The organism is Kineococcus rugosus, assembly GCF_050871975.1.
Taxonomy (GTDB): Bacteria; Actinomycetota; Actinomycetes; order Actinomycetales; family Kineococcaceae; genus Kineococcus.
Genome location: NZ_JBJLSJ010000020.1, coordinates 68,562 through 93,815 on the forward strand (window position 1 = coordinate 68,562; position 25,254 = coordinate 93,815).

Below are 25,254 nucleotides of genomic sequence, written 5' to 3' on the forward strand. Positions count from 1 at the left end.
CGATGACCCTGTGCGCCGGGACCGGTCCGATCTGCACCGCGTACTCGAGCGGCCAGACCGTCGTGGCGTCGGTGTGCGTGAGCACCGACCGGGCCACCGGCACACGGTCAGTGCTCGCTCCTTGCGGGACACGCCAAGAACGGCTCGCCCTCTGGGGCCTGACGTCGAAGTCGGTGTCGCCGACCCCACGGGTCCTGCTGGGTGGTCGAGCCGGAAGCTGCGCGAGCTGATCCCCTTCTACTGGGCTGCCGCATCGCAGGTGGACGGCGCGTGGCCGTCGGTGTCTGACCACGAGTGGTGAACCCAGGACGACCGCGTGGCCATCCCGCGTTGCGCGCGTCCGGCAATGCCCGTCTCACGGGCAGCGGACTCCCGCGCATCGAGGAAGCCGGTGCGACGTCGCCGTGAGTTCGCACGAACGACTCGGGTGAGCGCGTCATCGACGGCTGCGACGGCTGCGACGGAGGCCGCGAACGGTCAGGTCGCACCGGCGTCACGGTGCAGATCCTTCGGCACGCCCTCCTGCTGACCCCCGTCAGCTCCTACCGCTGGAGGTGCCCGGTGGAGGCCAGTTCCTCGGCGACATCGCGCAGCTTGCGGTTGGTGTCCTGGCTGACGCGGTTCAACAACGCGAACGCCTGGTCGGCAGTGATCTTGAACCGCTCCATCAAGATCCCCTTCGCCTGCCCGATCACGTCCCGGCTGGCGACGGCGATGCGCAGGTTCTGGACCTGCTCGGTCGCCGCCAACGCCACCGCGGCGTGAGCGATGAACAACTGCCCGATCTCTTCGGACTCCTCGTCGAACGCCTCCGGAGCCGAGGAGATCAGGTTCAAGGCACCCAGGTTCTCCCCCGCCACGTACAAGCGCAGGCACAGCATGCTGCGCAGGTCCACCTCACCCACCCGATCGGCCAACGCCGGCCACCGCGGGTCGGTGGTCAGGTCCCCGACCCGGGTGACCTCCTGCTCGAACAAGGTGGTCAGGCACGGACCCTGCCCGGTCTGGTCCTGCAGCTCATCCAACCCGCGTCCGCGGTCATCGGTCGCGGCGGCTGACCGCACGTGCTTGCCGCGCACCCGCGTGATCGTGGCGTCCTGCGCCCCGGGCACCAGCGCAGCCGCAGCCGCCACGATCCGTTCCATCACCTCCTGCGCGGACTCCTGCGGATGCAGCTCCAGGGCCAGACGCGCCAGCTGCTGCTCCAGCGAGGCACCACCAGCAGGCCGGGACGAGGGCGCAGGCAGGGTCGAGCCGGGCGTCGGCCCACTGGAACGCTGGGACTGCTCATCGCCGCTCACACGGGCATCCTGACCCTCGGCGCCAGGACGATCAAGCCAGGACCCCGCAGCGACCGCCCACCCTCGCGGCACCTGTCCAACTCCCGCGGCACCTGCCCACCCGGCAGCGGACCACGACAGATCGCCCCGCCGAATCCACCGTCCCGCCGAAGCCACCGTCGGAGAACCTCCGCTCCCCGCAGCCCTGATCGGGGAGGCCCGTCAAGGCCCTCTCGAGGCTCGCTGAGGGCGTCAGGCGCGATCCAGCTACGACATCGAGGCCACGGACGGGTCGGTGACCAGCGGGTCCGCACCTGGCCCCCACCCGGTCTCGACCACCACGTCGACGTCCAGGGCGCCACGGGACCCCCGCAGTGCAGCGACCACGGCGACGACTGTGGTGTGCACGGTCGGCGTGCACAGCGGGGGCGGACGTGTTGGAGTTCATGCAGCCCAACGCTGCGCCCGGGCACGGCTGGCGGGTCAGGTCCTGCGCGTTCCAACACCGAGGGCGCAGGGCCGCCCCGCCACGTGCCGGCTCCTCAGGTCGCTCCCGCGTCCACACGGCTCCGGCATCGACGGCGACCCCGGCGACGTCCGGATCACCCTCACCAGCGCCGGTCCGACGTTCCCGGACCTGCTGAGCTCACCGTCGTGGCACGGCGGTGATCCTGATGGCGAGCGGCCCTCCTCCCCACCGCGCTGGAGTGCGCTCAGCGTCCGGTCAGTCACCTCGGGGACTGGATCACTGACAGCCGCTGCGGGTGGGGACAGCCCCGGACCGCGCCCTGCACCCTGTCGCAGCTCTGATCGAGGCGCGGCTGGACCGACGTCGCGGTCAGGGCGCGTCGTGGTCGTCAGCGACCTCCCCGGGAGGCCGGTGTCCGCGTGGCGGGACGCGCTCGCCGGTGAGCCGCAGGGCGTGAGGATCCCGGTCAGGAACCCCCCGCTCCCTCGACCTCGGGGTGGGCCGCCGCACGCCTGGCCGCCGGGTTGAGGAACCGCCCCAGGGCCAGCACGAGCAGACCCGCCAGCACCACGCTGAGCAGCGCGACCCGGAGGTTCGTGGCGTCGGCGGCGAACCCGACGAGGGTGGGGGAGACGAGGAACCCGACGCGCAGCAACCAGCTGACGACGGTCAAGCCGACACCGGCGGGGAGTCCGGGCAGTTCGTCGGCGGTGTGCATCACGGCCGGGACGAGGGTGGCGACGCCCAGCCCGGCCAGCGCGAACCCGGCCAGGGTGCTGGGCACGGAGGGCCAGGCCAGCGCGGCGCCCATCCCGGCCGCAGTGAGCGCGCCCCCGCTCAACGCGACCCGGCGCTGACCGAAGCGGTCCACGACGCGGTCCCCGGTGAGCCGGCCGATGGTCTGGGCCCCCTGCAGGGCCACGAAGGCCAGCCCACCCACGGCGGCACCGGCGCCCAGTTCCCCCCGCAGGTACAGCGCACCCCAGGACGATCCGGCGTCCTCGACGAAGGCCCCACCGGCGGCCAGTGCACCCAGCACGGTGAGCAGCAGGAAGGTGCGCACTCCGGCGTGCCACCAGCGACGGCCCGCGCTGCTCGCCACCGGGCCGTCGCCGTCACCCGTTCCGGGGACCTGCTCCTGCGCGACCCGTTCGGAATCCTCGGGGCCGGGGAGCAGGAACCGGTAGGCGATCACGGCGACGACGCTGAAGACGACGGCCGAGCCGGTCAGGTGCAGGCCCAGGGCCAGGCCCGCTCCGGCGGCGGCCGAGCCGAGCAGGCCACCGACGACGGCGCCGATGCTCCACACGCCGTGGAAGGCGTTGACGATGGAACGTCCGTACAGGCGTTGGACCCGGAAGCCGTGCGCGTTCTGGGCGACGTCGACGACGGCGTCCAGCGCACCGACCAGCATCATCACCGCGGCGCAGACGATCCACGTGTCGGCCAGCGGGATGGTGGCCACCGCGACCGCGGCCAGCACCAGTCCCGCGGCGCCGACCTTGGCCGAACCCAGGCGTTGGATGCAGAACGGGGCCAGCAACCCCGCCAGCAGCGCACCCAGGGGCATCGCGGCGACAGCGGTGCCCAGGGCGGCGTTGGACAGTCCCAGCCGGTCCTTGACCTCCGGCAGGCGCGGGACCAGGTTGGCGTAGAGGACGGCGTTGACGAAGAACAAGGCGAAGACTCCCCCGCGGGCGCGGGAGGCCTGAGCGGGGACCGGTGTCGTGGCGAGGGCCATCGGCGGTGCAACTCCTGAAGACGTGGCCTGACCAGGTGGCCAGTGCTCGGTGGTGGTCAGCGCCCGGTGGTGGTCAGCGCTGGGTGTGCGAGCCACGGAGCGGGGGGCGGGGCCCGGTTCGCCGAGGTCCACGAGCGAGTCGGCTCGCCGCGTCGTTGCGCTGGTAACCGAGGCGTTCGATGACGTCCAGGACACGGCGGCGGGTGGCTGCCCGCACCGCCGGAGCGTCGTTGACGACCCGCGAGACGGTTTGCGGGGAGACCCCGGCCGCACGGGCGACGTCGTGCATGGTCACCGGCGCCGCCGCGGCCGGTGCAGTGGTGGGCTCGAGCACGGGGTCAGCTGCTTCCTGCCGTCGTCGTGGCGGCGTGACGGGGTGGTGGATGGCCGGGGAGGCGCTGTGGACGCCGCCACCAGGGCGGTCGTTCCAACGCGAGGTGCGGTCGGCGATCCAGAGCCGCAACGCCACCTTCTTCGATCACGGTACATGACCATTCGATCCTTTGCCATGTACCCTACGATCATGCAGGCCGAGCTTCGGCACAAGGAGATCCTCGACGCGCTCCACCGGACCGGGCGGGTGGAGGTCCCGGAACTGGCTGAGCGCCTCGACATCTCCGCCATCACCATCCGCCGCGACCTGGACCACCTCGCCTCCGTCGGTGCGCTGCGCCGGGTGCGCGGCGGAGCGGTGACGACCGTCCTGCGCGGCGAAGGCCTGCCCTTCGACGTCCGGGCAGCCGACGCCGCGGCGTTGAAGGCGCGCCTGGCCGCGACCGCCGCCGGGCTCATCACCGACGGAGAAGCGGTGATCATCGATTCGGGGACGACCGGAGCCGCAGCCGCAGCGGCGCTGGCAGCTCGACGCATCCACGCGATGCCCCTGTCGGTCCAGGCCATCGCCGCCCTGGCCAGCAGCCCCAGCGTCGACCTCATCCTGCCCGGCGGCACGGTCCGCAAGCCCGAGGGAACCCTCGTCGGCTCCGGGACGGAACGCGCGATCGCCGCACTGCGCTTCGACACCGCGGTCATGACGTGCTGCGCGGCCTCACCGGCAGCGGGGGTGATGGCCTACGACCTCGGGGACGCCGCGGTGAAGCAGGCGATGCGGACTGCCTCCGCACGCACGATCCTCATCGCCGAAGGTGCGAAGTTCACCCGCAGCGCCCTGGCCGTCGTCTGCTCCCTGGACGACCTCGACATCTTGGTCACCGACAGCTCTGCGCCGCCGGCCGTGCTGGAGCGCCTCAGCGCCGTCGGCGTCCAGGTCGAGCTCTGCTGAACCCTGGACGAACCGCGCCGGGGGCGACCTCCGGTCCCGCCCGCGACACGCGGTGCCCCGCGCTCAGACCCGCTCGGGGGAAATCGGCTGCGCCCGTCGTCGTGGCCGGGGCACCATGGGGACGAGGCCTGGCCCTGGCGTACTCCGCACCCTCTCTCAGGTAGAACCGCCCGGGCGATCTCCTCCCGATCGGCGTCCCTCGGGGCGCCGTTCGTCGTGTCGGGGCGACCGCCCCGGGAAACCCCGGAAGGAGCGTGCGCGTCGTGCACCTGCTGGACCGCGTCGCGCTCGACCGCCTGCACCTGCTCGCCGGCCCGTCCGGGGAACCGGCGTCACCGGCGGCCGCGGCCGCCGCGACGGTCGAACTGGCCCGCGTCGGCGTGCACCTGGAGGACGCGGGACGCCTGGGGGCCGCGGGCGCCCGCGGCGTGGGCGACGTCGTGCGGCACGTGCGGTCCCGCCGGGGCGGCGACGGCACCTGGGCCCCGCTGTTCGACGGGTTCCCCGACCGGCTGCCCGCCGCCGACGACGTCCGGCTGCGGGCCGCGTTCGGCTGGGCCCGGCTCGCGGGGGTCCCGGACCCCGACGACGCGCAGGTGCGCGCCGCCTTCGACTTCAGCGACCTGGGCTGGTGGCCCGCCTCGTCGGTGCCCCAGGACGTCGGTGCGGCCCGGGTCGCCCGCCTGCGCCAGCGCGTGCTGCCGCCCGACGGCCGCGTGGAGTGGTGGACGCTGCGGGTGGTCGGCCCGCAGGAGCGCGACGATGCCCTGCGGGCCTGGGTGGCGGACTGCTTCGCGACACCGACCTCGCTGCGCGAGGACGTGCGCGAGGACGTGCGGGCCGTCACGGCCCTGCTCGGCACGGGCGGGGTCCGCCCGGCCGACGTGCCGTTCCGCGAGACGCGGACCCTGCTGGTGCGGGCGGTGTGGGAAACCGAGCGGGCCACCCTGCCCGACCTCGGCCTGGACCCCGACGACCTGCTGCGCCTGTTCGCCGACCTCACCGGCACCGACACGTCCCTGGGCCGCGGGGTCCGCTACCCCCGCCTGAGCAGGGCGGACCGGCGGCTCGTCGTCCAGTGCCTGGAACGTTCCCCGCGCCTCGGCGACGTGTTCCGCCGCCGGGGGCTGTGGCTGGCCGTCGGCCGGGGCCTGCACGTCGGCGAGCACACCGGGGCACCGCGCACGCGCGCCGTGTTCGAGCGCCTGCGCGCGACCCGCCACGACGTGACGTCGTTCCCCGCGCGGTTCGAGCGGCTGCTGCGCGAGGACCGCGCGCAGATCCGCGACAACGGGGCCACCTACCCGCGGGTGTCGGTGCTCGGGGACGGCACCGCCCTGCCGGTCACCCGCGCCCCCGGGCACCTGGCCCTGCCCCCGCGGGCCCGCACCGCGGTCCTCGGCGTCCTCGACGCGGCCGTCACGGCGCAGCTCGCGGGCCGGGAGTCGTGGCACGGCGAGCGCGTCCACGTCGCCGAGGGCCTGGACCGGGTGCTGGTCCCCGAGGCGCTGCGGTCCACCGCGCAGGGGCTGGTGCAGGTGGAACGGGGCAGCGTGCTGCCGCTGGGCGAGGCGCCGGTCGTGCGGTTGTTCGTGCACTGGAAGCACCCGGACAGCGACCTGGACCTGTCGTGCCTGGCGCTGGACGAGGACTTCACCGTCGTCGACCACGTGAGCTGGACGAGGTTGCGCTCGGGGGTGATGGTCCACTCCGGCGACGTCACCTCGGCCCCCGACGGGGCGCAGGAGTTCCTCGACGTCGACCTCGCCGCGCTGGGGCGCGACCTGCTCCCCGACGGTCTCCCCGGCGAGACCCCGCCGCGCCGGGGACGGCCGCGCTGGTTCCGCCGGGTTCGGCGCGCCGGGCGCGCGGACCCGGCGGTGCGGACCGGGGCGTGGCGCTACCTGGTCCCGGTCGTCTTCCGCTACTCCGGCCCGGCGTTCGGCGACCTGGAGGAGGCGTGCGCGGGGTGGATGCTGCGGGAACGGACCTCCCGCGAGCACGTCGCCTTCGACCCGGCGACCGTGGCGAACGCGTTCGCCCTCACCGGCGGCCAGCGCGCGGTCGTGCCGTTCGCGCTCGACGTGCGTTCCCGCGAGGTCGTGACCGTCGACCTGCACCTGCCGGGTCTGCCGGGCGCCCGCGTGGAGCGCGACGGGTCCGGCGTCGGTGACCTGGTGAGAGCCGTGGTGGCGCGTCGCCCCCTGCGGACCGACGTCGCCACCCTGGTCGCCGAGCACGTCGCCGCCCGCGGCGGCGAACCGGTCACCGACCGCGCGCGGGCGACCATCACGGTGGGCACCGACGCCGGGTGCACCTACGACGTGCTGCGCCCCGAACGGCTGCTGGCCGACCTGCTGTAGGCGTCGACGGGGCGCGCGGCCGGGGACTGGTGCGGGCCGGGGGCGGTGGGTGACCCTGCGTCGGGCACCGGCGGTCGCACCCGCCCCGGCAGGAACCCGAGGGGGAACCCGTGCAGTTCGCGCTCACCCGCTCCTGCGACCCCAGGAACACCGGCCCCACCGACGGCGAGGTCGACCGGTGGCTGGAGCTGGACGACGCGCTGCGCCTCGCGGCGAAGATCCCGACCGCCACCCACGGCACCGTCCAGGTGCGCCGGGTCGTGCAGTTCGAGGGCTGACGACCCCGCGCGCCGGGCCACCACCGGCCCGGCGCCCGGGTCAGGGGGGCGGCGGGGTCAGCCGGGCCAGGGCGTCCCGGTCGAAGGAGCGTGCGGCGCCCCCGGTGCGGACGACCGCCTCGAGGGCCCGGCCGCGCAGCCCGCGCGGGCGCAGCACCGCGAGCACCGCCGCCCGGGCCGCGCGCACCGCGTCCTCCTCGTCGGCCGCGGCGAGCTCCAGGCTGACGACGGCGACGCGACCGGCCGCGTCCGTGGGGTCCTGCACGCACGGCCGGCCCGGCAGCTCCCGGGCCAGCGCGTCGAGGTCGCCGGGGTCCCAGGGCTGGTCGAGCCGCCACGTGAGGTAGACGGTCCACTCCCCGCGGTCGTCGTCGGGCACGGCACCAGGGTGCCGCACCGACGTCCCCGGCGGGACGACGAACGGCCGGCCCCCGACGGGGACCGGCCGTTCGGCGGGAGGACCTCAGTGCACCGGCGTGCGCGGCCCGGGGACCACCGGCGGGCGCCGGACGAGGAACGACAGCGCCAGCGCGACGAGGGAGATGATCCCGCCCCACACGAACGCGTGCTGCGTGCCGGCCGCGACCGCGTCCAGCGGCGACGCGCCGCCGGCGAGCCGGTCGGCCGACGTCGTGGACAGCACCGTGACGAACAGGGCGGTGCCGGCCGCACCGGCGAGCTGCTGCACGGTGCCGACGGTCGCCGAGCCGTGCGGGTACAGCTCGGCGCGCAGCGAACCGAGCGCGGAGGTGAACAGCGGCGTGAACATGAACGCCAGGCCGACGCTGACCAGGGTGTGGACCAGGACGATCATCCCGGTCGGGGTGCCCGGGTGCAGGGTCGACAGCAGCCACAGCGCGCCGCTGACGACGACGGCGCCGGGGATCACCAGCGGCCGGGGGCCGTACCGGTCGAACAGCCGGCCCACGACCGGGGACAGCACACCCATCGCGATCCCGCCGGGCAGCAGCAGCAGGCCGGTTTCCAGCGACCCGAGCTGGAGCACCGTCTGCAGGAAGATTGGCAGCGTGATGAGGGTGCCGAACAGGCCCATGAAACTCGTCACGAGGACCAGGGTCGACACGGTGAACGAGCGGTTCGCGAAGACGCGCAGGTCCATGAGCGGCCCCGTCGTCGCGGTCAGCCGCAGCTGGCGCCGCACGAACGCGGCGAGCGAGAGCACCCCGACGGCCACCGGGACCCAGGGCGCCACGGGGGCGTGCCCGCCGGCCGACTCCCCGATGCTGGACAGGCCGTAGATGAGCCCGCCGAAACCGACGGCGGACAGCAGCAGGGAGAACACGTCGAGCCGCGCGGGGCGGGGGTGGGTGAGGTTGCGCACCTTCCACGCCCCCAGCCCCAGGGCGATCAGCGCGATGGGCAGCACGATGATGAACATCCACCGCCACGACAGCGAGTTCAGGATGATCCCGGAGATCGTGGGCCCGATGGCCGGGGCGACGGAGATGACGACCGAGATCATGCCCATCGTCCTGCCGCGGCTGGCGGCGGGCACGAGGGTCAGGGCCGTCGTCATGAGCAGCGGCATCATCACGGCGGTGCCGCTGGCCTGCACGACGCGGCCGACGAGCAGCACCCCGAAACCGGGGGCGACCGCGGCGATCGCGGTGCCGAGGCTGAACAGGCCCATCGCGGCGATGAAGACCTGCCGCAGCCGGAAGCGTTCCATGATGAAACCGGTGGCGGGGATGACGACGGCCATGGTGAGCATGAAGCCCGTCGTCAGCCACTGGCCGGTGGCGGCCGTGATGCCCAGGTCGGCCATGAGGCGCGGCAGCGCCACGCCCATGATCGTCTCGTTGAGGATGACGACGAAGGCGGAGACGAGCAGCAGGCCGATGACGGTCGCGTCACCGGGCGCGAGCCGGTCCCGGTCGGCGGGCGGCGCGGCCGGTGCGGGGGTGGTCGGTGCGGGTGCGGGCGGTGCGGGTGCGACGGGTTCGAGGGTCGCGTCCTCGTTCGTTGACATGCGTGGGAACTCCTCGTGGTGATGACCGTCACGACCCTAGTGGCAGTCACTGCCAACTCGACACTGGTTATCCTCATTCCCGTGACCACCGCGATCCCCGGACCGGACCTGCGCGAGCGCCGCCGCCTCGCCACGCAGGCCGAGATCGAGCACGTCGCCCTGGAATTGTTCTCGCGCAACGGGTCCGAGCGCACCACGGTCGACGACATCGCCACCGCCGCCGGGGTGTCCCCCCGCACCTTCTTCCGCTACTTCGCGACCAAGGAGGACGCCGCCCTCGGCGCCTGCCGCACCTTCGACGACGCCGTCGCCGGCCGCGTCGAGGCGTTCGTCGGCCGCGACGCCTCCCTGGCCGACCTCCAGGACGTCATCGCCGACGTCCTGGGCGAGATGGCCGCCGAGCTCGGCTCCATCGACCGGATGCTGCGGGTGCGGTGCCTGGTCATGGAGGACGCCGGGCTGCGCAGCGCCCTGCTGCGCCTGGACGCCGAGCAGTCCGCGGCGTTCTTCCGCCGGATCGCCGCCGCCACCGGCTCCCCCACCGTCGACCTGCGGACCCGCGTCATCGCCGAGACGCTCGGCGCGGGGCTGCGCGCGGCCCTGGACGACTGGGCCGCGCGCCGCGAGGCCGGCGAGGAGACCGACGTCGTCGCGCTCTACCGCCGGACGTGCGCGACCCAGCGGGCGCTCGCGGCGGGCTGAGCGGCCCGCGCCGGCGGATCGTCGCGGAAACACGGGAGACACACCGGGGACACACAGGATCCCTAGGGTGCGGGCGCCGGTGATCACCGGTCCACCGCCCCGAGAGGAAACCCGTGTCCCGACGCTCGACCCTCGCCACCGCCCTCGTCTCCGGGACGCTCGCCGCGGGCCTCGCCCTCGGCGTCTCCACCGTCCTGCCCGCCGGCGCGTCCCCCGCGCCCGCTGCGGCCCCCGCTGCGGCAGCGGCACCGGCAGCACCCGCCGTCGCGGAGCACCACGGGACGCCGCGGGTGACGGTCATCGGCACCGGCGGCACGATCGCCGGCCTCGCGGAATCGCGCGACGCGCTGCAGACCTACCGCGCCGGGCAGGTCCCCATCGCCGACCTCGTCGGCGCGCTGCAGCCGGAACTGTCCGGGGTGGCGGAGGTCGAGACCGTCCAGTTCGGCAACGCCGGGTCCAGCGGCTACACCATCGAGCAGTTCCGCGAGCTGAGCCTGGCCGTGGACGAGGCGCTGGAGACGTCCGACGGCGTCGTCGTCACCACCGGCACCGACACGATGGAGGAGTTCGCGTACTGGCTCGACCTGACCGTCCGCAGCGACAAGCCGGTCGTGCTCACCGGCGCCATGCGCCCCTCGAACGTCATCGGGGCCGACGGCCCGGCCAACCTCTTCAACGCGGTCCGGCTCGCCGGCAGCGGCGAGACGACCTGCTTCGGCACCGTCGTCATGCTCAACGACGAGTTCCACCCGGCGCGCGAGGTCACCAAGACGGACGCGCTGCGGCTGGACACGTTCGACAGCGGGCAGTTCGGAGCCCTCGGCGTGGTCGACGAGACCCACGTGACGACGCGCCGCGCTCCCGCGCGCGCCGAGCTGTGCGGCACGGCGGCGTGGTCCACGCCGTTCGACGTCTCCACGATCGGCCCCGCGGACCTGCCCCGCGTGGAGATCGCCTACTCCTACCAGCAGGCCGGCGGCGAGGCGATCTCCGCGTTCGCCGCGGCGGGCGTGGAGGGGATCGTCACCGCGGGCACCGGCGCGGGCGGCATCTCCCCGGCGATGGCCGAGGCGCGCACCGCGGCCCTGGCGCAGGGGGTCACCTTCGGGAGCACCTCCCGCACCGGTTCCGGTTCCATCTACGACGCCGAGGAACCCACCCCCGGCGTCATCGGCATGGAGGACCTGCTGCCGCAGAAGGCCCGCCTGCTCCTGGTGCTCTCCCTGGCCTTCAGCGAGGACGAGGCGCAGGTGCGCGACCTGGTGGACACGGTCGGGAGCCCCGAGTTCTCCTGACGCCGCCCCACCGGCGCTCCGCGGGCGGACGACCTCCCCCGACCCGCGGAGCGCCGGCCCGCCACCTCAGCCCAGGCCGCGCAGCGCCGGCGCCCCCGTCGGGTAGTACGACCGCATCCACCGCGGGAACTCCCGCAGGATCCGGTCGTACAGCTCCTCGTCGCCCACCGCGTCGAGGTCGTCCAGCGCGAAGAACCCCGTGTTGTCGTAGCGGCGCCCGTCGAGGGTGTCCAGCCGCTCCAGGATCCCGTAGTTGCTGCGCCCGATCCCGATGAACTGCCAGAACACCGGCTGCTCCTCCACGGCGCGCAACGCCTTCTCGGTCCCCCGGTTGTCGGTCACCCCGCCGTCGTGGAAGAACAGCACGAGGGTGGGGATGTCCAGCGGTTCCCGCTCGACGTACCGGGCGACGTCCTCGACGACGACCTTCTCGTTGTTCGCGCCCCCCGCCCCGGGGTAGCGCTTGACGGTGTACTGCTCCAGCCACCGCGGCAGGTCCCCGATGGTGACGTCCTCCAGGCGCTCGGCCCGCGACCCCATCGCCCACGCCTGCATCTCGGCGCCGTCGTCGACCTGCGCCGCGACGGGGGCGACCCGCTCGACGGCTCGGGTGAACACGCCCTTGCGGTACAGCCCGCCGGTGCTGCCGGACACGTCCAGGACCAGCACCACGCGGCACCGCAGCCCCGGCGCCCCGTGCTTGGTCAGGACCAGCGCGACCTGCTGCTTGCGCAGGTTCAGCTTCTCCCGCATCGCCGGCGGCAGCTTCTCCTCGCCCTTGGTGAACGACACCGCCGGGGTCGGGGACGCCGCCGGGGACGGGCTCGCGGGGGCCGCGGGTTCCTCGTCGACGCTGACCCCGAAGTCCGTCGCCAGCCCCCCGAGGCCGTTGTCGTACCCCTGCCCCACCGCCCGCACCTTCCACGCCCCGCCGCGCTGGTACAGCTCGGCGAGCACCACCACGGTCTCCGGGCCCAGCCGCGCCGGGGAGAACTCCACGACCTCCCCGCCGTGGTCCAGGGTCAGGCGCACGCCCGTCCCGGCGAACGTGGCGCCCTCGGTCTCCGGGCTCGCCACCACCACGACCTTGTCGGCCCCCGGCCGCAGCGCGGCCAGGTCCACGGCGAGGCCACGGCCCTCCAGCCGGACCCCCGGCGCGGACGGCTGGTTGAAGAACACCATGTCGGCGTCCCCGCCGACCTTGCCGTCGGCGTTCACGACGAGCGCGGTGACGTCGACGGGCCCCTCGACCCGCACGCGCACGGACGTTCCGGACAGGGGCGCGTTGCCGCCCTCGGTGAGCGTGGTCACCCCTCAGTCCTACCGCAGCGGGCGGCTGCGTGGCAGCCACCGCGAGCAGGTGGCAGGGTCGGGGCATGTCCACCTGGCTGATCACCGGTTGCTCGACGGGCCTGGGCCGCGCGCTCGCCCTCGCCGTCCTCGAACGCGGCCACCAGGCCGTCGTGACCGCCCGGGACGCCGCGCGCGTCGAGGACATCGCGGCCGCCCACCCCGACCGGGCGCTCGCGCTGTCCCTCGACGTCACCTCCCCCGAGCAGGTCACCGAGACCGTGCGCCGCGCCGAGGAGCGCTTCGGCGGGATCGACGTCGTCGTCAACAACGCCGGCTACGGGTACCGCGCGGCCGTCGAGGAGGGCGTCGACGAGGACGTGGAGCGGCTGTTCGCGACGCACGTCTTCGGGGCGGCCTCCGTCCTGAAGGCCGTGCTGCCCGGCATGCGGGCCCGGCGCAGCGGCACCGTCCTCAACGTGTCCTCGATCGGCGCGCACGTCTGCCCGCCCGGGTCGGGCTACTACGCCGCCGCGAAGGCCGCGCTGGAGGCGCTGTCGCGGTCGCTGCGCTCCGAGCTCGCCCCGCTGGGGATCTCCGTGACGATCGTCGCCCCCGGCGGGTTCCGGACCGACTTCGCGGGCCGGTCGCTGACGCAGTCGCCCGAACCCATCGGCGACTACGCGGGCACCGCCGGGCAGCGGCGCATCGAGAACGACACCGTGCACGGCACCCAGCCCGGCGACCCGGCCAAGGCGGCCGCCGCGATGATCGCCCTCGCCGAGGCCGAGAACCCGCCGTCGTCCATCTTCCTGGGGTCGGACGCGCTGGCCGCGATCGACGGGGTGCTGGAGTCCCGCGTCGCGGAGGTCAACGTGTGGCGGGAGCTGAGCGCCAGCACCGACTACTGACCGGGGACGCCCCAGGAGGGGGCTCAAGCCGGCGGGCGGGCCTGCCGATGGGGGGCTCACCCGGTCAGCGCAGAGGAGAGCACCGTGCCGAACCCCCGCCGTGCCCGTCGTGCTCGTCGTGCCGCCGTCGTCGTCACCGGCGTGGCCGGTGCCCTCGCCGCCTGCGCCGTGGCGCTGCACGCCGGGGGGACGGCGTCGTCACCGGCCACCCCGGCCGCACCCGTGGTCGGAGTGAGCGCGGACCCGTCGGCGGAGTTCGTCGTCCCCTTCCACGTGCCCGCCCCGCCGGCCGGCGTCCCGGGCCCCGCCCCCGGGGACGGGACCGGGCTGCTGGGACCGGGTTCGGTCGTCACCCCCGTCCCGGCGCCGGCCCCGCGGGCCGTGATCCACCCCGCCTGAGCGCGCGGGCGGGCGGGGCTCAGCCCGCCGAGGACCGGGCGGAGGGCCGGGCGGCCCGCACGTCGTCGCGGATGCTCGCGAGCGTCTCCTCCGGCCACAGCGGGCCGACGCGGCGCAGTTCGGCCAGCCCCGCCGACACCAGCAGCGCCGCGCCGCCGCCGTAGGCCAGCGTCCCCGCGAACGCCGCCGTGGTCGGCGGCAGCACCTTGCCGAGCAGCCGCACCGTGAACGCCGCCGAGGTGCCGGCGGCCAGCGCGCCCAGGGCGACGCCACCGCCCAGGAGGGCGGCGGCCTTGGACGCCTCCTTCGCCTTGGCCAGCACCTCCTGCCGGCCGCGCTGCACCTCGGCGCGCACGAGCGCGGCGGTGTCGGAGGTGAGTTCGTCGACGAGTTCGCCCGCCGTCCGGTTGGTCCGTTCGCTCACGGTGTTCCTCTCACGGTCGTCCTCGGGCGCGGGCTCCCGGCTGCACCGGTCGTGGTGGCGCGCGCCGCGCTCGCCGCGGTGAGCTCCGCCGGTCCCGTCGTGTCGTGGTCGAGTCCCCCCTACCCGCCCGCCGCGGCGGTAACCGCGCCCGGGCCCGCGGGTTCGGGCGGGACCGGTGGCGGCGGCGACCGGTCGCTGCCGCGGTTCACCGGCACCGGGCTGGGTAGGGGCACGACGAGCCCCACTTGAACGACCCGACTGGAGGAGGAACCCGTGCGGATCGGTTACAAGCTCGCCACCGAGGCGTTCGACCCGAAGGAGATCGTCCGGCAGGCCGTCGCGGCCGAGGAGGCCGGGTACGACTTCGTCGAGATGAGCGACCACTACCACCCCTGGCTGGACGTGCAGGGGCACTCCGGTTTCACCTGGGACATGCTGTCGTTCATCGCCGCCCGCACCGAGCGCATCGAACTGGTCACCGGGGTGACGTGTCCCAGCGTGCGGTACCACCCGGCGATCATCGCCCAGGCGGCGGCGACCCTGGCGATCCTGTCCGACGGCCGGTTCACGCTCGGCGTGGGGGCGGGCGAACGGCTCAACGAGCACGTCGTCGGGCAGGGCTTCCCCGCCGTGGCCGAGCGCCACGAGCGTTTCCGGGAGGCGCTGGAGATCATCCGGTTGCTGTGGCGGGGTGGTTACCGCTCCTACGAGGGCAAGCACCTGCGGCTGGAGGACGCCCGCGTCTTCGACCTGCCCGAGCAGCTGCCGGTGATCGCGGTGGCCGTCAGCGGGAAGGCGTCGGCGCGCATCGCCGCCGACCTCGGCGACGGCCTGTTCGCCACCGAGCCGAAGGGCGACGTGGTCGCGGCCTGGAAGGAGTCCGGCGGGTCGGGTCCGGCGTACGCGGAGGTGCCGATGGCGTGGGCGCCGGACGAGCAGTCCGCGATCGACGCGGTGCTGGAGAAGAGCCCGTGGGCGGTGACGGGGTGGAAGGTGATGTCCGAACTGCCGAACCCGGTGAACTTCCACGCCGCGACGCGGACCGTCACGGCGGAGAACGTGCGCGCGCAGTTCGCGCTCGGGCCGGACGTGTCGGCGTACCTGCCCGTAGCGCAGCAGTTCGTCGACGCCGGGTTCGACCACCTGGTCACCCAGAACGCCGGTCCGGACCCGGACGGGTTCCTGGAGTTCGCCGCCCGCGACCTGCTGCCGGCGTTGCGCGGTCTCAGCGCCGGCGGCGGCGCAACCGCCGGCTGACGACCACCAGGTCGACGACGGCCAGCCCGGCCAGGACGGCCAGCACCCACCCCGGTGCGCGGCTGCCCCCGGGCGGGTCGTCGACGGTGAACCACGCCACGGCCAGGGCGGTGCAGACCACGAGGCCGAACAGCGCCAGGACCAGGCGCAGCCGCAGCGGCGAGCGCGCCGTGCGGGCCTCCTCGCCGGTCCGGCCGCGCGGCTGGCCCGGGTCGACCCGCAGCCGCGGTTCGGCGGTCCCGGTGGCGCGGTCCGGCGTGGGGCGCGGGTGTCGACGGCTCATGCCCGGCAGGTACCCGCTCCGCCGGGGGTCCACACGTGCCCGGCTGAGGACCCGGGGATCCCCGGTTCGCCGGGGACCACGGCGGCCGACGGCCGGGGGGCGGGACCTCAGTCCCAGTCGCCCTCACCGGTGCCGAGGTGGTCGCGGCCGAGGTCGGTGACCGGGACGGCGGCCAGGCTGCTGAACCCGATCTGCAGGAGCGTCGCGCGGGACACGCCGGACCCGCCGAGCGTGGACATGCCCTCGACGACCGCGCAGAAGAACGCCCCCAGGGCGTCCGGGTCGGCGGTGGCATCGATCTCGCCGGCGGCCCGGGCCTCGGCGATGCAGGCGGCGTAGTGCGTCCGCATCGTCTCGAACGCGGCCGCGACCGTCGAGGCGACCTCGGGGTCGTGCGCCGAGAGCTCGACGGCGGCCTTGGTGAACAGCGACGGCGGGGCCTGCGCCGCGCCGTGCTCGACGGCGACCTTGACCAGTTGCGCGCGGATGCGGGCGATGGGGCTGTCCGACCCGTGCCGGAGGGACTCGACCGCCTCGACCGCCTCGGCGGTGTCGCTGAGGAACGCCCGCATGAAGAGTTCCTTCTTGCCGCCGAAGGCGTTGTAGAGGCTCTGCCGCGCCAGGCCGGTCGCCTCCAGCAGGGTGTCGAGCGAGGTGCCGGCGAAACCCGTCTCCGCGAACGCCTTCCGGGCCCGGTCGACGACGTCGGCCTCGTCGAACGTGCGGGGTCTGGGCATGGTCGTCCTCCGGGTCGGGTCGTGCACCGCTGCGGCCCATGATGGCGGACGGAGCGCCCCGGGCAGGACCCCCGCCGGGCGGTGCGCGGCGGGGTCAGGCGGCGGTGGCGCCGCCGTCGACGAGGACCTCGCTGCCGGTCATGCCCGAGCTCTGGTCGGAGACCAGGAACAGGACGACGGCGGCGACCTCCTCGGGGCGCAGCAACCGGCCGAACGGCAGACCGGCCGCGATCTGCTGCACGAGCGCGTCCTCCCGGCCCGGGGCCAGGCCCTTCAGGCCGGGCGTCTCGGTCGGCCCGGGGACGACGGTGTTGATGCGGATCCCGCGGGGGGCGAGCTCGGCGGCCCACGTGCGGGTCATGGTCGCGACCGCGGCCTTGGAGGCGCCGTACAGGCCGAAGCGCGGTTCGGTCCCGGACCCGGCGGTGGACCCGGTCACGACGATCGCGGCGCCCTCGTTCAGGAAGGGCAGCGCCCCCTGCACCGTCAGGGTGGTGCCGCGCACGTTGGTGGCGAAGGCGGTGTCGACGTCGGCGGCGCTGACCTCGGCCAGGGGTTTGAACCCCCCGCCGCCGGCGTTGGCGTGCACCGCGTCCAGCCCGGTGCCGCGGGCGGCGACGACCTCGAACAGGGCCGCCACCTGGGCCGGGTCGGAGGCGTCGGCGCGCACGGTGGTCACCGCGTCCCCGAGTTCGGCCGCCACGGCGTCGAGCTGCGCCTGGCGCCGTCCGGTGACGACCACGTGCGCTCCTTCCTGCACGAACCGGCGGACGACGGCCAGGCCGATCCCGGAGGTGCCGCCGGTGACGAGGGCGGTCCTGCCGTTGAGTGCTGCGTTCACGGTGGAGCTCCGTTCGAGTTGTGGACTGGATGGTCCCGAACGTAGGCCGAGTTGGACTGTTCAGTCAAGAACCGGGCTGGAGCCGTCCCCACCACGGGGCGGGTCCGCGACCGGGCCCAGCAGCGATGAGTTCGGCGGCGCCGGGCGGTCCCCCCCGTCGACGCGACCCCGACCAGCGGTAGGAGAACCCCGTGCCCGAGACCACCCGAGGACCCGCCTCCTACTTCCCCGCCATCGAGGCGAAGCACGGGCAGCCCGTCGCGCACTGGCAGCGCCTGCTGCGCGAGCACCGCGCCGAGAACCCCGACGTCGCGCACGTGCAGCAGGTCGCCTGGCTCAAGAGCGAGCACGGCCTGGGCCACGGGCACGCCAACGCGCTGGTGGCCGCCACCCGCGCCGAGGACGAGCGCGCCTGACCCGTCCCGGTGCGCTCAGCGGCGCTCCGTCACCTCGGCGCGCGTCGCAGCGCCGCGGGCACCGGGAAGGGCAGGTCGATCCGCTCGCTGCCGCTCCCGACGGCGGAGGCGCCGCCGAAGTCGTCGGTCACCACGGTCACGCCCTCGGTCCCGACCTCGCTGATGCGGACCGGCCGTTCCCTGCCGTCGGGCGTCCGCAGCAGGTACCGGTCCGCCAGGAAACCGATCCCGAGGTCCTCCAGGGCCTCCTCGGCGGCGACCCAGTCGACGGGCTCGGGGGTCACCGGGCGGCCGAGGACGTCGACGGCACGGAACCCCTCGCCGTCGGGCACGATCCACCCGACCCGCTCACCGTCGTGGCGGCGGTGTTCGAACCAGTCCCCGGGGAGCACGGGAGGACGCTACTGCGCGGACCTCACGACCGGCCGGTGGACCTGACCAGCACGGGCAGCAGGAGCAGCGCGGACAGCACGGCCTGCGGGACCGCGACGAGCAGCGCGGTGACCCGGACGCCGGCGCGCTGCGCGCGGGCGATCCCCGCCGCCAGCGGGACCGGCACCACCCCCACCGCGGCCATCGCCAGCAGCGTCGACCGCGCGGCGGCACCGGGGTCGAGCACGGACCACGCCACCGCCTGCAGCAGCAGCGGCAGGACGAGCCCCACCAGGACCAGCCCGCCGGCCACGGCCCCCGCCACCGACGCTCCCGACCCCCGGCCGTCCGCGCCGCCGCCCTCGGGTGGGGTCACGGGTCCTCCTGCCGGGTCGGGTCCGGGCCCGATCCTGCCAGGGCGGCGGGCGGTCGGGTCGCGTACCGTGCCGCCCGGTCGGGACGACCCCCCGACGCCGGAGGGGACGAGATGGACCACCAGCACGGGCCGCCCGCGCGGGACCGGCGGTTCCCCGCCTCGGTCTACCGGCACGGCACCGAACCGGACCCCCGGTTCTCCCTCGCCAACGAGCGCACCTTCCTGGCCTGGATCCGCACCTCCCTGGCCCTGCTGGCCGCCGGGGTGGCGCTGGAGGGCCTGGCGCTGCCGCTGCAGCCGGACCTGCGGCTGGCCGCCTCGATCGTGCTGGTCGTGCTGGGGGTGCTGGCCCCGGTGCAGGCCTGGCGCGGGTGGGCCCGCGACGAACGGGCCATGCGGCTCGGCGCACCGCTGGCCGCACCCGCCCTGGCGTCGCCGCTGACCGTCGGGACCGTCGTGGCCGGCGTGCTCGTCCTGCTCGGGCTGCTGCTGCGGTGACCCCGCCCCCGCCGCCCGGACGCGCGGTCTACGACCCCGGCCTGCAACCCGAGCGCACCGCGCTCGCGTGGCGCCGCACCGCCCTGGCCCTCGTCGTCGTCTCCCTCGGCGCGGCGCGGCTGCTGCCCGCGCAGCTCGGCGCGGGGGCCGTCGCGCTCGGAGCCGCGGGCGCCGCCTGCGGCGTCGCCGTGCACGTCCTGGCCGGGCGGCGGGCCCACCGCACCACCGCCCGCCTCCTGGCCACCGGGGACCTGGTCCACCCGCGCTCCGGCGGCGGTCTGCTCGCCGTCGTCGCGGGCGCGGTGACGCTGCTGGGCCTGGGCGGGCTGGCCCTCGTCGCGGGACGCGTCGTCACCGGGTGAGCGGTCAGCCCGCGGCGGGCGCCTCGCCCAGCAGCGCGGGGTCCGGGCAGCCCTGCCCCGTCAGGGCGTAGTAGCCCGTCGTCCCGCCGTCCTCGTCGGCGGCGACGTCCTCGGCGTCGAGGTCCAGACCGACCTCCCCGAACGGTTCCCCGTCGGCCAGGACCGTCGTCACCACCCCGGCGGGGACCGTCGCGGCGAGGACCAGGTCCACCGGCCCCGACGCGCTGGCGACCTCCTCGCCGTGCTGCCGGAAGGAGAACGTCACGACCCCGCTCGCCGGGGGCGGGTCCTGGGTGCCCCAGCAGACCACCACCCGCTGCGTGGGGCGGGGGTCCTCCGCCGAGCACCCGGCGGCGAGCACGGCCAGCAGGAGCGCGGGGCCGGCGGCCCGCCGCAGTCGTCGCGTCGTCACGGGCGGAGTCAACCAGCGGGCCCGGCGCTCGCGCAGCCGAACGGCCACCGGTGTCGGGACGCGAGGACACGTGGTTGCCTGACGCCATGACACGCATCGGGAACTCCGAGCTCGACGTCCGCCCGCTGAACCTCGGCGGGAACGTCTTCGGCTGGACCGCCGACGAGGCCACCTCGCACGCCGTGCTGGACGCCTTCGTCGACGGCGGCGGCGACTTCATCGACACCGCCGACGTGTACTCGGCCTGGTCCGACGGCGGTGCGGGGATCTCCGAGACGATCATCGGCAGCTGGCTGGCCAAGAGCGGCAACCGCGACCGGGTCGTGCTCGCCACCAAGGTCGCCAAGAAGGCCGACCGCGCCGGGCTGGCGGCGGAGAACATCCGCGCGGCCGTCGACGAGTCGCTGCAGCGCCTGCGGACCGACCGGATCGACCTGTACTGGGCCCACCAGGACGACCCCGCGACGCCGCTGGAGGAGACCCTCGGCGCGTTCGACGAACTCGTCACCGCCGGCAAGGTCCGCGCGATCGGCGCCTCCAACTTCACCGGCCCCCGCCTGGAACGGTCCCTGGAGGTGTCCCGCCGCGAGGGGTTCGCCGCGTACGTCGCGGTGCAGAACCACTACAACCTCGTCGAGCGCGAGGAGTACGAGCGCGACGCGCGCCCGGTCGCGGAGGCCAACGGCCTGGCGTCCCTGCCGTACTGGTCGCTGGCCTCGGGGTTCCTCACCGGCAAGTACCGCCCGGGGAACCTCGCCGACTCCGCGCGCCGGGGAGCCGCCGCGAAGTACCTCGACGAGCCGCGCGGGACGGCGGTCCTGGAGGCGCTGGACGCCGTGGCCGCCGCGCACGACGCGCAGGTCGCCTCCGTGGCGCTGGCCTGGCTGCGCCAGCAGCCGACCGTCGTGGCCCCCATCGCCAGCGCCCGCACCGTCGAGCAGCTGCCCGCGCTGCTGGCCTCGATGGACCTGGAGCTGAGCACCGACGAGCTCGCCGCCCTGGAGCGCGCCTCGCGCTGAGCACCCCGCACCGCGCCCCCGGCGGAGGCACAGGAAGCTCACGTTCCCTGCACGCCCGGCGGGGCGCGGGGACGGCGGGCGTGCCGCACAGTGGAGGGGTGAGCACGACAGCCGCCCACCCGCACCGCACCCCCACCCACCCGGGGCCGCCCCGCCGGACGTGGTCCCCGGTGGCGCTGGCGGGGGCGTGGGTGCAGCTGCTCGCCCTGGGCGTCGTGTACTGGGTGTGCGTGCGGACCGCGACCGGCCAGCGGCACGAGGACCGGCTGCACGAGGCCGCGCTCGCGGCGAAGGGGACGCAGTCGGGCTGGCTGCGCCGGACGTTCGACCTGGCCGACCGGCTCGAACCGCACCACCTGGTGCTGGGGGTCGCCGCCGTGGGCGTCGTCGGCCTGCTGCGGGGACGGCCGGGCCGGGCGGTGCAGGGCATCGTCGTGGCCGGCGGGACGCTGGCCCTGACGGAGCTGCTGAAGCTGGTGCTGCTGGAGCGGCCCGACCTGCTCGACCACGCCTCCGGGTCCAACAGCCTGCCCAGCGGGCACACCGCCGCGGTGCTGGGGGTGGCGCTGGGGGTGCTGGTCGCCGGCCCGCGCTGGCTGCGGCTGCCGCTGGCCCTCGCCGGGGCCGCGGCGTCGGGGGTGATGGGCGCGTTCGTCGTCGCCGAGGGGTGGCACCGGGTCAGCGACGTGCTGGCGTCGGCGCTGGTGGGGTCGCTGGTGCTGTGCTGCGTGCAGGCGCTGCCGAGCCGGGACCGGCGCCCGCGCGGGCCGCTGGTCCGGCTGGCGCTGCTGGTCCCGGCGGCGTGCGCCGCGGCGCTGGTCGTCGTCTACGCGGCGGGCGCCGCGCTCACCACGTCGTACGTGGTGGCCGGCGCGGTGGTCGCCGCGACGGTGCTGCTGGCCGCGCGGGCCCTCCCGCGGGAGGTGCGCGGCAGGGCCTGAGGGCAGGATGGGCGCATGTCCGACACGCACCCCCTCCCCGAGGACCCGACCCCGCCCGACGCGCCCCGCGAGACCGCCGACGGGCCCGACCCCCGCGTGGTGGTCGTGACCCCGCAGGGCATGGGCATCGCCGAGCCCCCCGAGGACGGCGGCCCCGGCCCGGCGGACATGGTGTCCGAGCCGGCGAAGGTCATGCGGATCGGCAGCATGATCAAGCAGCTGCTGGAGGAGGTGCGGTCCGCGCCGCTGGACGAGGCCGGCCGCAACCGCCTCGCCGAGATCCACGAGCGGTCCCTGCTGGAGCTGGAGGACGGCCTGTCCGGCGACCTCGTGGAGGAGCTGCGGCGCATCGCGCTGCCGTTCGCGGAGGGGCAGACGCCGTCCGAGAGCGAGCTGCGCATCGCGCAGGCCCAGCTGGTGGGGTGGCTGGAAGGGCTGTTCCACGGCATCCAGACGGCGCTGGTCGCCCAGCAGATGGCCGCGCAGGCGCAGCTGCAGGAGATGCGGCGCGCGCTGCCGGGCGCGGCGACCGCGCGCCCGGGCCGCCCCGGCGTCCCCGGCGCCGGGGACGGCATGCCGCGCGTGCAGCCCGGCGGGACGGGGCAGTACCTCTGAGGCTCGCGTTCTGGCGGTCCGCGCCCGACCCCCTCGGCAGCGGGGTGTGGGCGCGGGCCGAGCACGCCGTCGACCGGGCCGTGCGGCGGGTGGAGATGGTCGTGGCCGGGACGCCGGCGGGCCCGGGCCGGACGGCGCTGGAGGAGTTCCTGCCGCGCGTCGACCTCGTGGCGCGGGCGGTGCGGGCGCAGTGCCTGCGGGCGCAGGAGGTGGCCCCGTCCTCCGGGGACCTGCTGGTGCCCCGCGGCCCGGACGGGCAGCACCCCGAGATCCACCGCCGCCTGACGCGGACGGCGACGGCGTGCGCGCAGGTCGCCGAGGCCGCGGCGATGGTGCGGGTCAGCGGGGAGGCCGACCCGGAGCTGCTGGCCGCGGTGCGGCGGGCGGTCGAGAAGGCGGAGACCCTCGCGGACCTGCGCTGAGGTGGCTCGTGTCGGAGGCCGGTGTCACGGTGTGCTCGTACCGGTCACCACCGGGTGAGGACGACACGATCAGGGGGACGTCTCGTGCACATCGACAACGCTCGTGAGCTCAAGTCCAGGTTGCTGTCGGGCGTGGTGCAGGCCTCGTCGCTGGAACGGCCCACGGGGGTCGCCAGCGTGGGGATCAGCGTCCTGCCCGGCGACGGCGGCCCCCGCTACGGGCTGGCGGTGCGGTACTCCGGCAACCGCGGCGAGGTCCTCGCCGACAGCGCCCGGGAACTGGCCGCCCGCACCGCCGGCGACGAGGTCGACATCCGCGAGATCGGCCTGGTCACCGCCCTCACCGCCTCCACCGAACCGGGCACCTGGACGCCGGCGACGCTGCAGCGCAGGACCCGGCCGCTGCGCCCGGGGCTGTCCATCGCCCAGCAGGACGTGACCGCCGGCACGCTCGGCGGGTTCGTCACCGTGGAGGGGTCCGACGGGCTGTACGTCCTGTCCAACAACCACGTCCTGGCCGACTCCGACCGGGCCGCGCTGGAGGACCCGGTGCTGCAGCCCGGCCCGCACGACGGCGGCACGGCCGGGGACCGGGTGGGGCGGCTCGCGCGGGCCGTGCCGCTGGAGGCCGGGCGCGGCAACGCCGTCGACGCGGCGCTCGCGCTGCTGGAGGCCGACGTGTCCGAGGTCGACCTGGAGTACCCCGTGGGCCGGCTCACCGGCTGGACCGACCCCGACGACGAGGTGGCGGTGGAGAAGGTCGGCCGCACGACGGGCTGGACGAAGGGCCGCATCACCGCCATCGAGCTCGACGACGTCGCCGTCCAGTACCCGGTGGGCGTCGTCAGCTTCGACGGGCAGATCGAGGTCGAGGGCGACGCCGGGGCGTTCTCCGCGGGCGGCGATTCGGGGTCGCTGGTCTACCGGCCCGACACCCGGCAGGCCGTGGGGCTGCTGTTCGCGGGCAGCGAGCGCGGCGGCGCGAACGGCGCCGGGCTGACGTTCTGCAACCCGATCGGCCTTGTGCTGACCGCGCTCGGTGCGACACTGGTGGTGTGAGCCAGCTTCCCCTTGGCACATCAGGTTCAGGCACGGGCCCGGGCAGGGACGCCGCTCGCGCGGCCAAGGTCCACGTCCAGGGGCTCGTGGGGGCCGACCCGCGCGTCAACGGCATCGGCCTGACCCACGCCGGTGAGGCCTGGGCGGTGAAGGTGAACGTCGTGGACGAGCAGGACTACCCGGACCTGCCCGAGGCCGTCGACGGCGTCCCCGTCCTGGTCCGCGGGGTCGGCCGCATCAGCGCGTTCGGCGTCAGCGCCGGCTGAGCAGCCGCTCCAGCACCTGCGCCACGCCGTCGTCCCCGCACTCGGGGGCGACGGCGTCGGCGGCGGCCAGCGCGTCGGGGTGGCCGTCGGCCATCGCGTAGGAGCGGCCCGCCCAGCGCAGCATCTCCAGGTCGTTCGGCATGTCCCCGAAGGCCACCACCTGCGAGGCCTCGGTGCCGCGGTCGGCGGCGACCTCCGCGAGCGTGGACGCCTTGCTGACCCCCGCGGCCATGATCTCCACGAGGGAGTCGGCGGCGTTGGAGTGGGTGACGTTGACCAGGCCCCCGACCTGCCCGCGGGCCACGGCGACCATGTCGTCGGAGGACACCCCCGGGCACTTGGCGAGGATCTTCACGACCGGCGGGGAGTCGACGAGCAGCTCCTCGAAGGCGGCGACCCGCTGCTCCAGCCCGGTGTCGAACCGGGTCGCGTACTCCGGTTCGCGGCGGAAGCCGACGACGGCCTCCAGCGCGAACCCGATGCCCGGCAGCGCGGGGCGCAGCGCCGCCACGACCTGCCGCAGCACGTCGACCGCGATGGGGTGCTGGCGGACGACCTCGCCGGTGTCGAGGTCGAACACGACGGCGCCGTTGGCGCACACGACCTGCCCGCGCAGCCCGGCCTCGGAGGCCAGCGGGGTCACCCACCGCGGCGGGCGGCCGGTGACGGGGACGACGGGGATGCCCACGGCGTCGCAGGCCGCGAAGGCGGCCAGGGTGCGGGCGCTGAGGGGGCGGTCGCGCGGGATCACGGTGCCGTCGAGGTCGGTGGCGACCAGCTTCCACGTCCGGGCGAACCCGGTCTCGACCGCGTCCAGCGTCAGCGCCTCGGGAGTCACCGGCCCATCCTCGCACCCCCGGCGGGGGGGGGGGGGGGGGGGGGGCCCCCCCCGCCGGGGGGCGCGGCAGCCGGGGCACAGCCCGCCCAGCTCCACACCCCCGCGGCCGGTCC

General features: G+C 75.3%; 31 protein-coding genes. 17 read left to right on the forward strand and 14 right to left on the reverse strand.

Annotated elements, in window-relative coordinates; genetic code table 11:
* Window positions 1-542: 542 nt before the first annotated feature.
* From ACRYM6_RS13125 to ACRYM6_RS13135, 3 genes are all read right to left on the reverse strand, one after another.
* On the reverse strand, window positions 543-1,301 hold the full coding sequence (locus tag ACRYM6_RS13125) for a GAF and ANTAR domain-containing protein (RefSeq protein WP_432543323.1): 759 nt from the start codon (window positions 1,299-1,301) through the stop codon (window positions 543-545).
* A 914-nt stretch (window positions 1,302-2,215) separates the two neighbouring features.
* A complete protein-coding gene (locus ACRYM6_RS13130) occupies window positions 2,216-3,490 on the reverse strand; it encodes an MFS transporter (RefSeq protein ID WP_432543324.1) in 1,275 nt (424 codons plus the stop codon).
* A gap of 73 nt (window positions 3,491-3,563) precedes the next feature.
* Window positions 3,564-3,779: a LacI family DNA-binding transcriptional regulator gene (locus ACRYM6_RS13135; protein ID WP_432543355.1), complete on the reverse strand. Its 216-nt coding sequence runs from the start codon at window positions 3,777-3,779 to the stop codon at window positions 3,564-3,566.
* A gap of 234 nt (window positions 3,780-4,013) precedes the next feature.
* Here ACRYM6_RS13135 and ACRYM6_RS13140 point away from each other — a divergent pair, with 234 nt between their 5' ends.
* The 3 genes from ACRYM6_RS13140 to ACRYM6_RS13150 all read left to right on the forward strand — a co-directional run bounded on the left by ACRYM6_RS13140 (window position 4,014) and on the right by ACRYM6_RS13150 (window position 7,413).
* Window positions 4,014-4,772: a DeoR/GlpR family DNA-binding transcription regulator gene (locus ACRYM6_RS13140; RefSeq protein ID WP_432543325.1), complete on the forward strand. Its 759-nt coding sequence runs from the start codon at window positions 4,014-4,016 to the stop codon at window positions 4,770-4,772.
* 254 nt (window positions 4,773-5,026) lie between these two features.
* Window positions 5,027-7,135 carry a TerD family protein gene (locus ACRYM6_RS13145; RefSeq protein ID WP_432543326.1) on the forward strand — a complete coding sequence of 703 codons (2,109 nt, stop codon included), beginning with the start codon at window positions 5,027-5,029 and terminating at the stop codon, window positions 7,133-7,135.
* Window positions 7,136-7,245: 110 nt separating this feature from the next.
* Window positions 7,246-7,413 (forward strand): hypothetical protein, encoded by a 168-nt coding sequence (locus tag ACRYM6_RS13150; RefSeq protein ID WP_432543327.1) that lies wholly within the window; start codon window positions 7,246-7,248, stop codon window positions 7,411-7,413.
* Between the two features lie 40 nt (window positions 7,414-7,453).
* Here ACRYM6_RS13150 and ACRYM6_RS13155 read toward each other — a convergent pair whose 3' ends face one another.
* Together ACRYM6_RS13155 and ACRYM6_RS13160 are read right to left on the reverse strand one after the other, a co-directional pair.
* Entirely contained in the window at window positions 7,454-7,792 is a 339-nt protein-coding gene (locus tag ACRYM6_RS13155) for a hypothetical protein (RefSeq protein ID WP_432543328.1), read from the reverse strand.
* Window positions 7,793-7,876: 84 nt separating this feature from the next.
* A complete protein-coding gene (locus ACRYM6_RS13160) occupies window positions 7,877-9,403 on the reverse strand; it encodes an MDR family MFS transporter (protein ID WP_432543329.1) in 1,527 nt (508 codons plus the stop codon).
* Window positions 9,404-9,484: 81 nt separating this feature from the next.
* Between ACRYM6_RS13160 and ACRYM6_RS13165 the strand changes: the two genes are divergently transcribed.
* Together ACRYM6_RS13165 and ACRYM6_RS13170 are read left to right on the forward strand one after the other, a co-directional pair.
* The gene (locus ACRYM6_RS13165; protein ID WP_432543330.1) at window positions 9,485-10,105 is read left to right on the forward strand and encodes a TetR/AcrR family transcriptional regulator; all 621 of its coding nucleotides are present in this window, start codon (window positions 9,485-9,487) and stop codon (window positions 10,103-10,105) included.
* 113 nt (window positions 10,106-10,218) lie between these two features.
* Window positions 10,219-11,403 carry an asparaginase gene (locus ACRYM6_RS13170; protein WP_432543331.1) on the forward strand — a complete coding sequence of 395 codons (1,185 nt, stop codon included), beginning with the start codon at window positions 10,219-10,221 and terminating at the stop codon, window positions 11,401-11,403.
* A 66-nt stretch (window positions 11,404-11,469) separates the two neighbouring features.
* On the opposite strand, the gene ACRYM6_RS13175 is transcribed toward ACRYM6_RS13170, so the two are convergent.
* On the reverse strand, window positions 11,470-12,714 hold the full coding sequence (locus ACRYM6_RS13175; RefSeq protein WP_432543332.1) for a VWA domain-containing protein: 1,245 nt from the start codon (window positions 12,712-12,714) through the stop codon (window positions 11,470-11,472).
* Window positions 12,715-12,779: 65 nt separating this feature from the next.
* On the opposite strand from ACRYM6_RS13175, the gene ACRYM6_RS13180 reads away from it, so the two are divergent.
* Together ACRYM6_RS13180 and ACRYM6_RS13185 are read left to right on the forward strand one after the other, a co-directional pair.
* A complete protein-coding gene (locus ACRYM6_RS13180; protein ID WP_432543333.1) occupies window positions 12,780-13,604 on the forward strand; it encodes an oxidoreductase in 825 nt (274 codons plus the stop codon).
* 84 nt (window positions 13,605-13,688) lie between these two features.
* On the forward strand, window positions 13,689-14,003 hold the full coding sequence (locus tag ACRYM6_RS13185; RefSeq protein WP_432543334.1) for a hypothetical protein: 315 nt from the start codon (window positions 13,689-13,691) through the stop codon (window positions 14,001-14,003).
* A 19-nt stretch (window positions 14,004-14,022) separates the two neighbouring features.
* On the opposite strand, the gene ACRYM6_RS13190 is transcribed toward ACRYM6_RS13185, so the two are convergent.
* Window positions 14,023-14,427 carry a phage holin family protein gene (locus tag ACRYM6_RS13190; protein ID WP_432543335.1) on the reverse strand — a complete coding sequence of 135 codons (405 nt, stop codon included), beginning with the start codon at window positions 14,425-14,427 and terminating at the stop codon, window positions 14,023-14,025.
* A 273-nt stretch (window positions 14,428-14,700) separates the two neighbouring features.
* On the opposite strand from ACRYM6_RS13190, the gene ACRYM6_RS13195 reads away from it, so the two are divergent.
* On the forward strand, window positions 14,701-15,684 hold the full coding sequence (locus ACRYM6_RS13195) for a TIGR03557 family F420-dependent LLM class oxidoreductase (RefSeq protein ID WP_432543336.1): 984 nt from the start codon (window positions 14,701-14,703) through the stop codon (window positions 15,682-15,684).
* On the opposite strand, the gene ACRYM6_RS13200 is transcribed toward ACRYM6_RS13195, so the two are convergent.
* The 3 genes from ACRYM6_RS13200 to ACRYM6_RS13210 form a co-directional block, all read right to left on the reverse strand.
* On the reverse strand, window positions 15,653-15,967 hold the full coding sequence (locus ACRYM6_RS13200) for a DUF6343 family protein (protein WP_432543337.1): 315 nt from the start codon (window positions 15,965-15,967) through the stop codon (window positions 15,653-15,655). The genes ACRYM6_RS13195 and ACRYM6_RS13200 overlap by 32 nt on opposite strands.
* A 107-nt stretch (window positions 15,968-16,074) precedes the next feature.
* The gene (locus ACRYM6_RS13205; RefSeq protein ID WP_432543338.1) at window positions 16,075-16,704 is read right to left on the reverse strand and encodes a TetR/AcrR family transcriptional regulator; all 630 of its coding nucleotides are present in this window, start codon (window positions 16,702-16,704) and stop codon (window positions 16,075-16,077) included.
* Between the two features lie 94 nt (window positions 16,705-16,798).
* Complete coding sequence (locus ACRYM6_RS13210) at window positions 16,799-17,545, reverse strand: SDR family NAD(P)-dependent oxidoreductase (protein ID WP_432543339.1); 747 nt, start codon at window positions 17,543-17,545, stop codon at window positions 16,799-16,801.
* A gap of 191 nt (window positions 17,546-17,736) precedes the next feature.
* On the opposite strand from ACRYM6_RS13210, the gene ACRYM6_RS13215 reads away from it, so the two are divergent.
* Entirely contained in the window at window positions 17,737-17,961 is a 225-nt protein-coding gene (locus ACRYM6_RS13215; RefSeq protein ID WP_432543340.1) for a DUF4287 domain-containing protein, read from the forward strand.
* Window positions 17,962-17,990: 29 nt separating this feature from the next.
* Here the strand turns inward: ACRYM6_RS13215 and ACRYM6_RS13220 are convergent, their stop codons facing one another.
* Window positions 17,991-18,353 carry a hypothetical protein gene (locus tag ACRYM6_RS13220; protein ID WP_432543341.1) on the reverse strand — a complete coding sequence of 121 codons (363 nt, stop codon included), beginning with the start codon at window positions 18,351-18,353 and terminating at the stop codon, window positions 17,991-17,993.
* 23 nt (window positions 18,354-18,376) lie between these two features.
* Entirely contained in the window at window positions 18,377-18,709 is a 333-nt protein-coding gene (locus ACRYM6_RS13225; RefSeq protein ID WP_432543342.1) for a hypothetical protein, read from the reverse strand.
* A gap of 111 nt (window positions 18,710-18,820) precedes the next feature.
* Here ACRYM6_RS13225 and ACRYM6_RS13230 point away from each other — a divergent pair, with 111 nt between their 5' ends.
* Both ACRYM6_RS13230 and ACRYM6_RS13235 read left to right on the forward strand, forming a co-directional pair.
* On the forward strand, window positions 18,821-19,207 hold the full coding sequence (locus tag ACRYM6_RS13230) for a YidH family protein (protein WP_432543343.1): 387 nt from the start codon (window positions 18,821-18,823) through the stop codon (window positions 19,205-19,207).
* On the forward strand, window positions 19,204-19,569 hold the full coding sequence (locus ACRYM6_RS13235) for a DUF202 domain-containing protein (protein WP_432543344.1): 366 nt from the start codon (window positions 19,204-19,206) through the stop codon (window positions 19,567-19,569). The genes ACRYM6_RS13230 and ACRYM6_RS13235 overlap by 4 nt, the downstream gene beginning before the upstream one ends.
* Window positions 19,570-19,573: 4 nt before the next feature.
* Here the strand turns inward: ACRYM6_RS13235 and ACRYM6_RS13240 are convergent, their stop codons facing one another.
* Window positions 19,574-19,981: a hypothetical protein gene (locus ACRYM6_RS13240; RefSeq protein WP_432543345.1), complete on the reverse strand. Its 408-nt coding sequence runs from the start codon at window positions 19,979-19,981 to the stop codon at window positions 19,574-19,576.
* A gap of 86 nt (window positions 19,982-20,067) precedes the next feature.
* Here ACRYM6_RS13240 and ACRYM6_RS13245 point away from each other — a divergent pair, with 86 nt between their 5' ends.
* The 6 genes from ACRYM6_RS13245 (at window position 20,068) to ACRYM6_RS13270 (ending at window position 24,303) form a co-directional block, all read left to right on the forward strand.
* Window positions 20,068-21,000: an aldo/keto reductase gene (locus tag ACRYM6_RS13245; protein WP_432543346.1), complete on the forward strand. Its 933-nt coding sequence runs from the start codon at window positions 20,068-20,070 to the stop codon at window positions 20,998-21,000.
* Between the two features lie 98 nt (window positions 21,001-21,098).
* Window positions 21,099-21,941 (forward strand): phosphatase PAP2 family protein, encoded by an 843-nt coding sequence (locus ACRYM6_RS13250; protein ID WP_432543347.1) that lies wholly within the window; start codon window positions 21,099-21,101, stop codon window positions 21,939-21,941.
* Window positions 21,942-21,956: 15 nt separating this feature from the next.
* The gene (locus tag ACRYM6_RS13255) at window positions 21,957-22,556 is read left to right on the forward strand and encodes a bacterial proteasome activator family protein (RefSeq protein WP_432543348.1); all 600 of its coding nucleotides are present in this window, start codon (window positions 21,957-21,959) and stop codon (window positions 22,554-22,556) included.
* Window positions 22,557-22,600: 44 nt separating this feature from the next.
* Entirely contained in the window at window positions 22,601-22,978 is a 378-nt protein-coding gene (locus ACRYM6_RS13260) for a hypothetical protein (protein ID WP_432543349.1), read from the forward strand.
* An 84-nt stretch (window positions 22,979-23,062) separates the two neighbouring features.
* A complete protein-coding gene (locus ACRYM6_RS13265; protein ID WP_432543350.1) occupies window positions 23,063-24,037 on the forward strand; it encodes a chymotrypsin family serine protease in 975 nt (324 codons plus the stop codon).
* A gap of 86 nt (window positions 24,038-24,123) precedes the next feature.
* Entirely contained in the window at window positions 24,124-24,303 is a 180-nt protein-coding gene (locus tag ACRYM6_RS13270; protein WP_432543351.1) for a hypothetical protein, read from the forward strand.
* Here the strand turns inward: ACRYM6_RS13270 and ACRYM6_RS13275 are convergent.
* Window positions 24,290-25,141, reverse strand: a complete 852-nt coding sequence (locus tag ACRYM6_RS13275; RefSeq protein ID WP_432543352.1) for an HAD family hydrolase — start codon at window positions 25,139-25,141, stop codon at window positions 24,290-24,292. The genes ACRYM6_RS13270 and ACRYM6_RS13275 overlap by 14 nt on opposite strands.
* Window positions 25,142-25,254: the final 113 nt, after the last annotated feature.

Bases quoted from the DNA above. Each gene is read 5' to 3' on its own strand.
- ACRYM6_RS13130 (WP_432543324.1), bottom strand. From the start codon at position 3,490: ATGGCCCTCGCCACGACACCGGTCCCCGCTCAGGCCTCCCGCGCCCGC.
- ACRYM6_RS13135 (WP_432543355.1), bottom strand. From the start codon at position 3,779: ATGCACGACGTCGCCCGTGCGGCCGGGGTCTCCCCGCAAACCGTCTCG.
- ACRYM6_RS13140 (WP_432543325.1), top strand. From the start codon at position 4,014: ATGCAGGCCGAGCTTCGGCACAAGGAGATCCTCGACGCGCTCCACCGG.
- ACRYM6_RS13160 (WP_432543329.1), bottom strand. From the start codon at position 9,403: ATGTCAACGAACGAGGACGCGACCCTCGAACCCGTCGCACCCGCACCG.
- ACRYM6_RS13180 (WP_432543333.1), top strand. From the start codon at position 12,780: ATGTCCACCTGGCTGATCACCGGTTGCTCGACGGGCCTGGGCCGCGCG.
- ACRYM6_RS13200 (WP_432543337.1), bottom strand. From the start codon at position 15,967: ATGAGCCGTCGACACCCGCGCCCCACGCCGGACCGCGCCACCGGGACC.
- ACRYM6_RS13205 (WP_432543338.1), bottom strand. From the start codon at position 16,704: ATGCCCAGACCCCGCACGTTCGACGAGGCCGACGTCGTCGACCGGGCC.
- ACRYM6_RS13230 (WP_432543343.1), top strand. From the start codon at position 18,821: ATGGACCACCAGCACGGGCCGCCCGCGCGGGACCGGCGGTTCCCCGCC.
- ACRYM6_RS13245 (WP_432543346.1), top strand. From the start codon at position 20,068: ATGACACGCATCGGGAACTCCGAGCTCGACGTCCGCCCGCTGAACCTC.
- ACRYM6_RS13255 (WP_432543348.1), top strand. From the start codon at position 21,957: ATGTCCGACACGCACCCCCTCCCCGAGGACCCGACCCCGCCCGACGCG.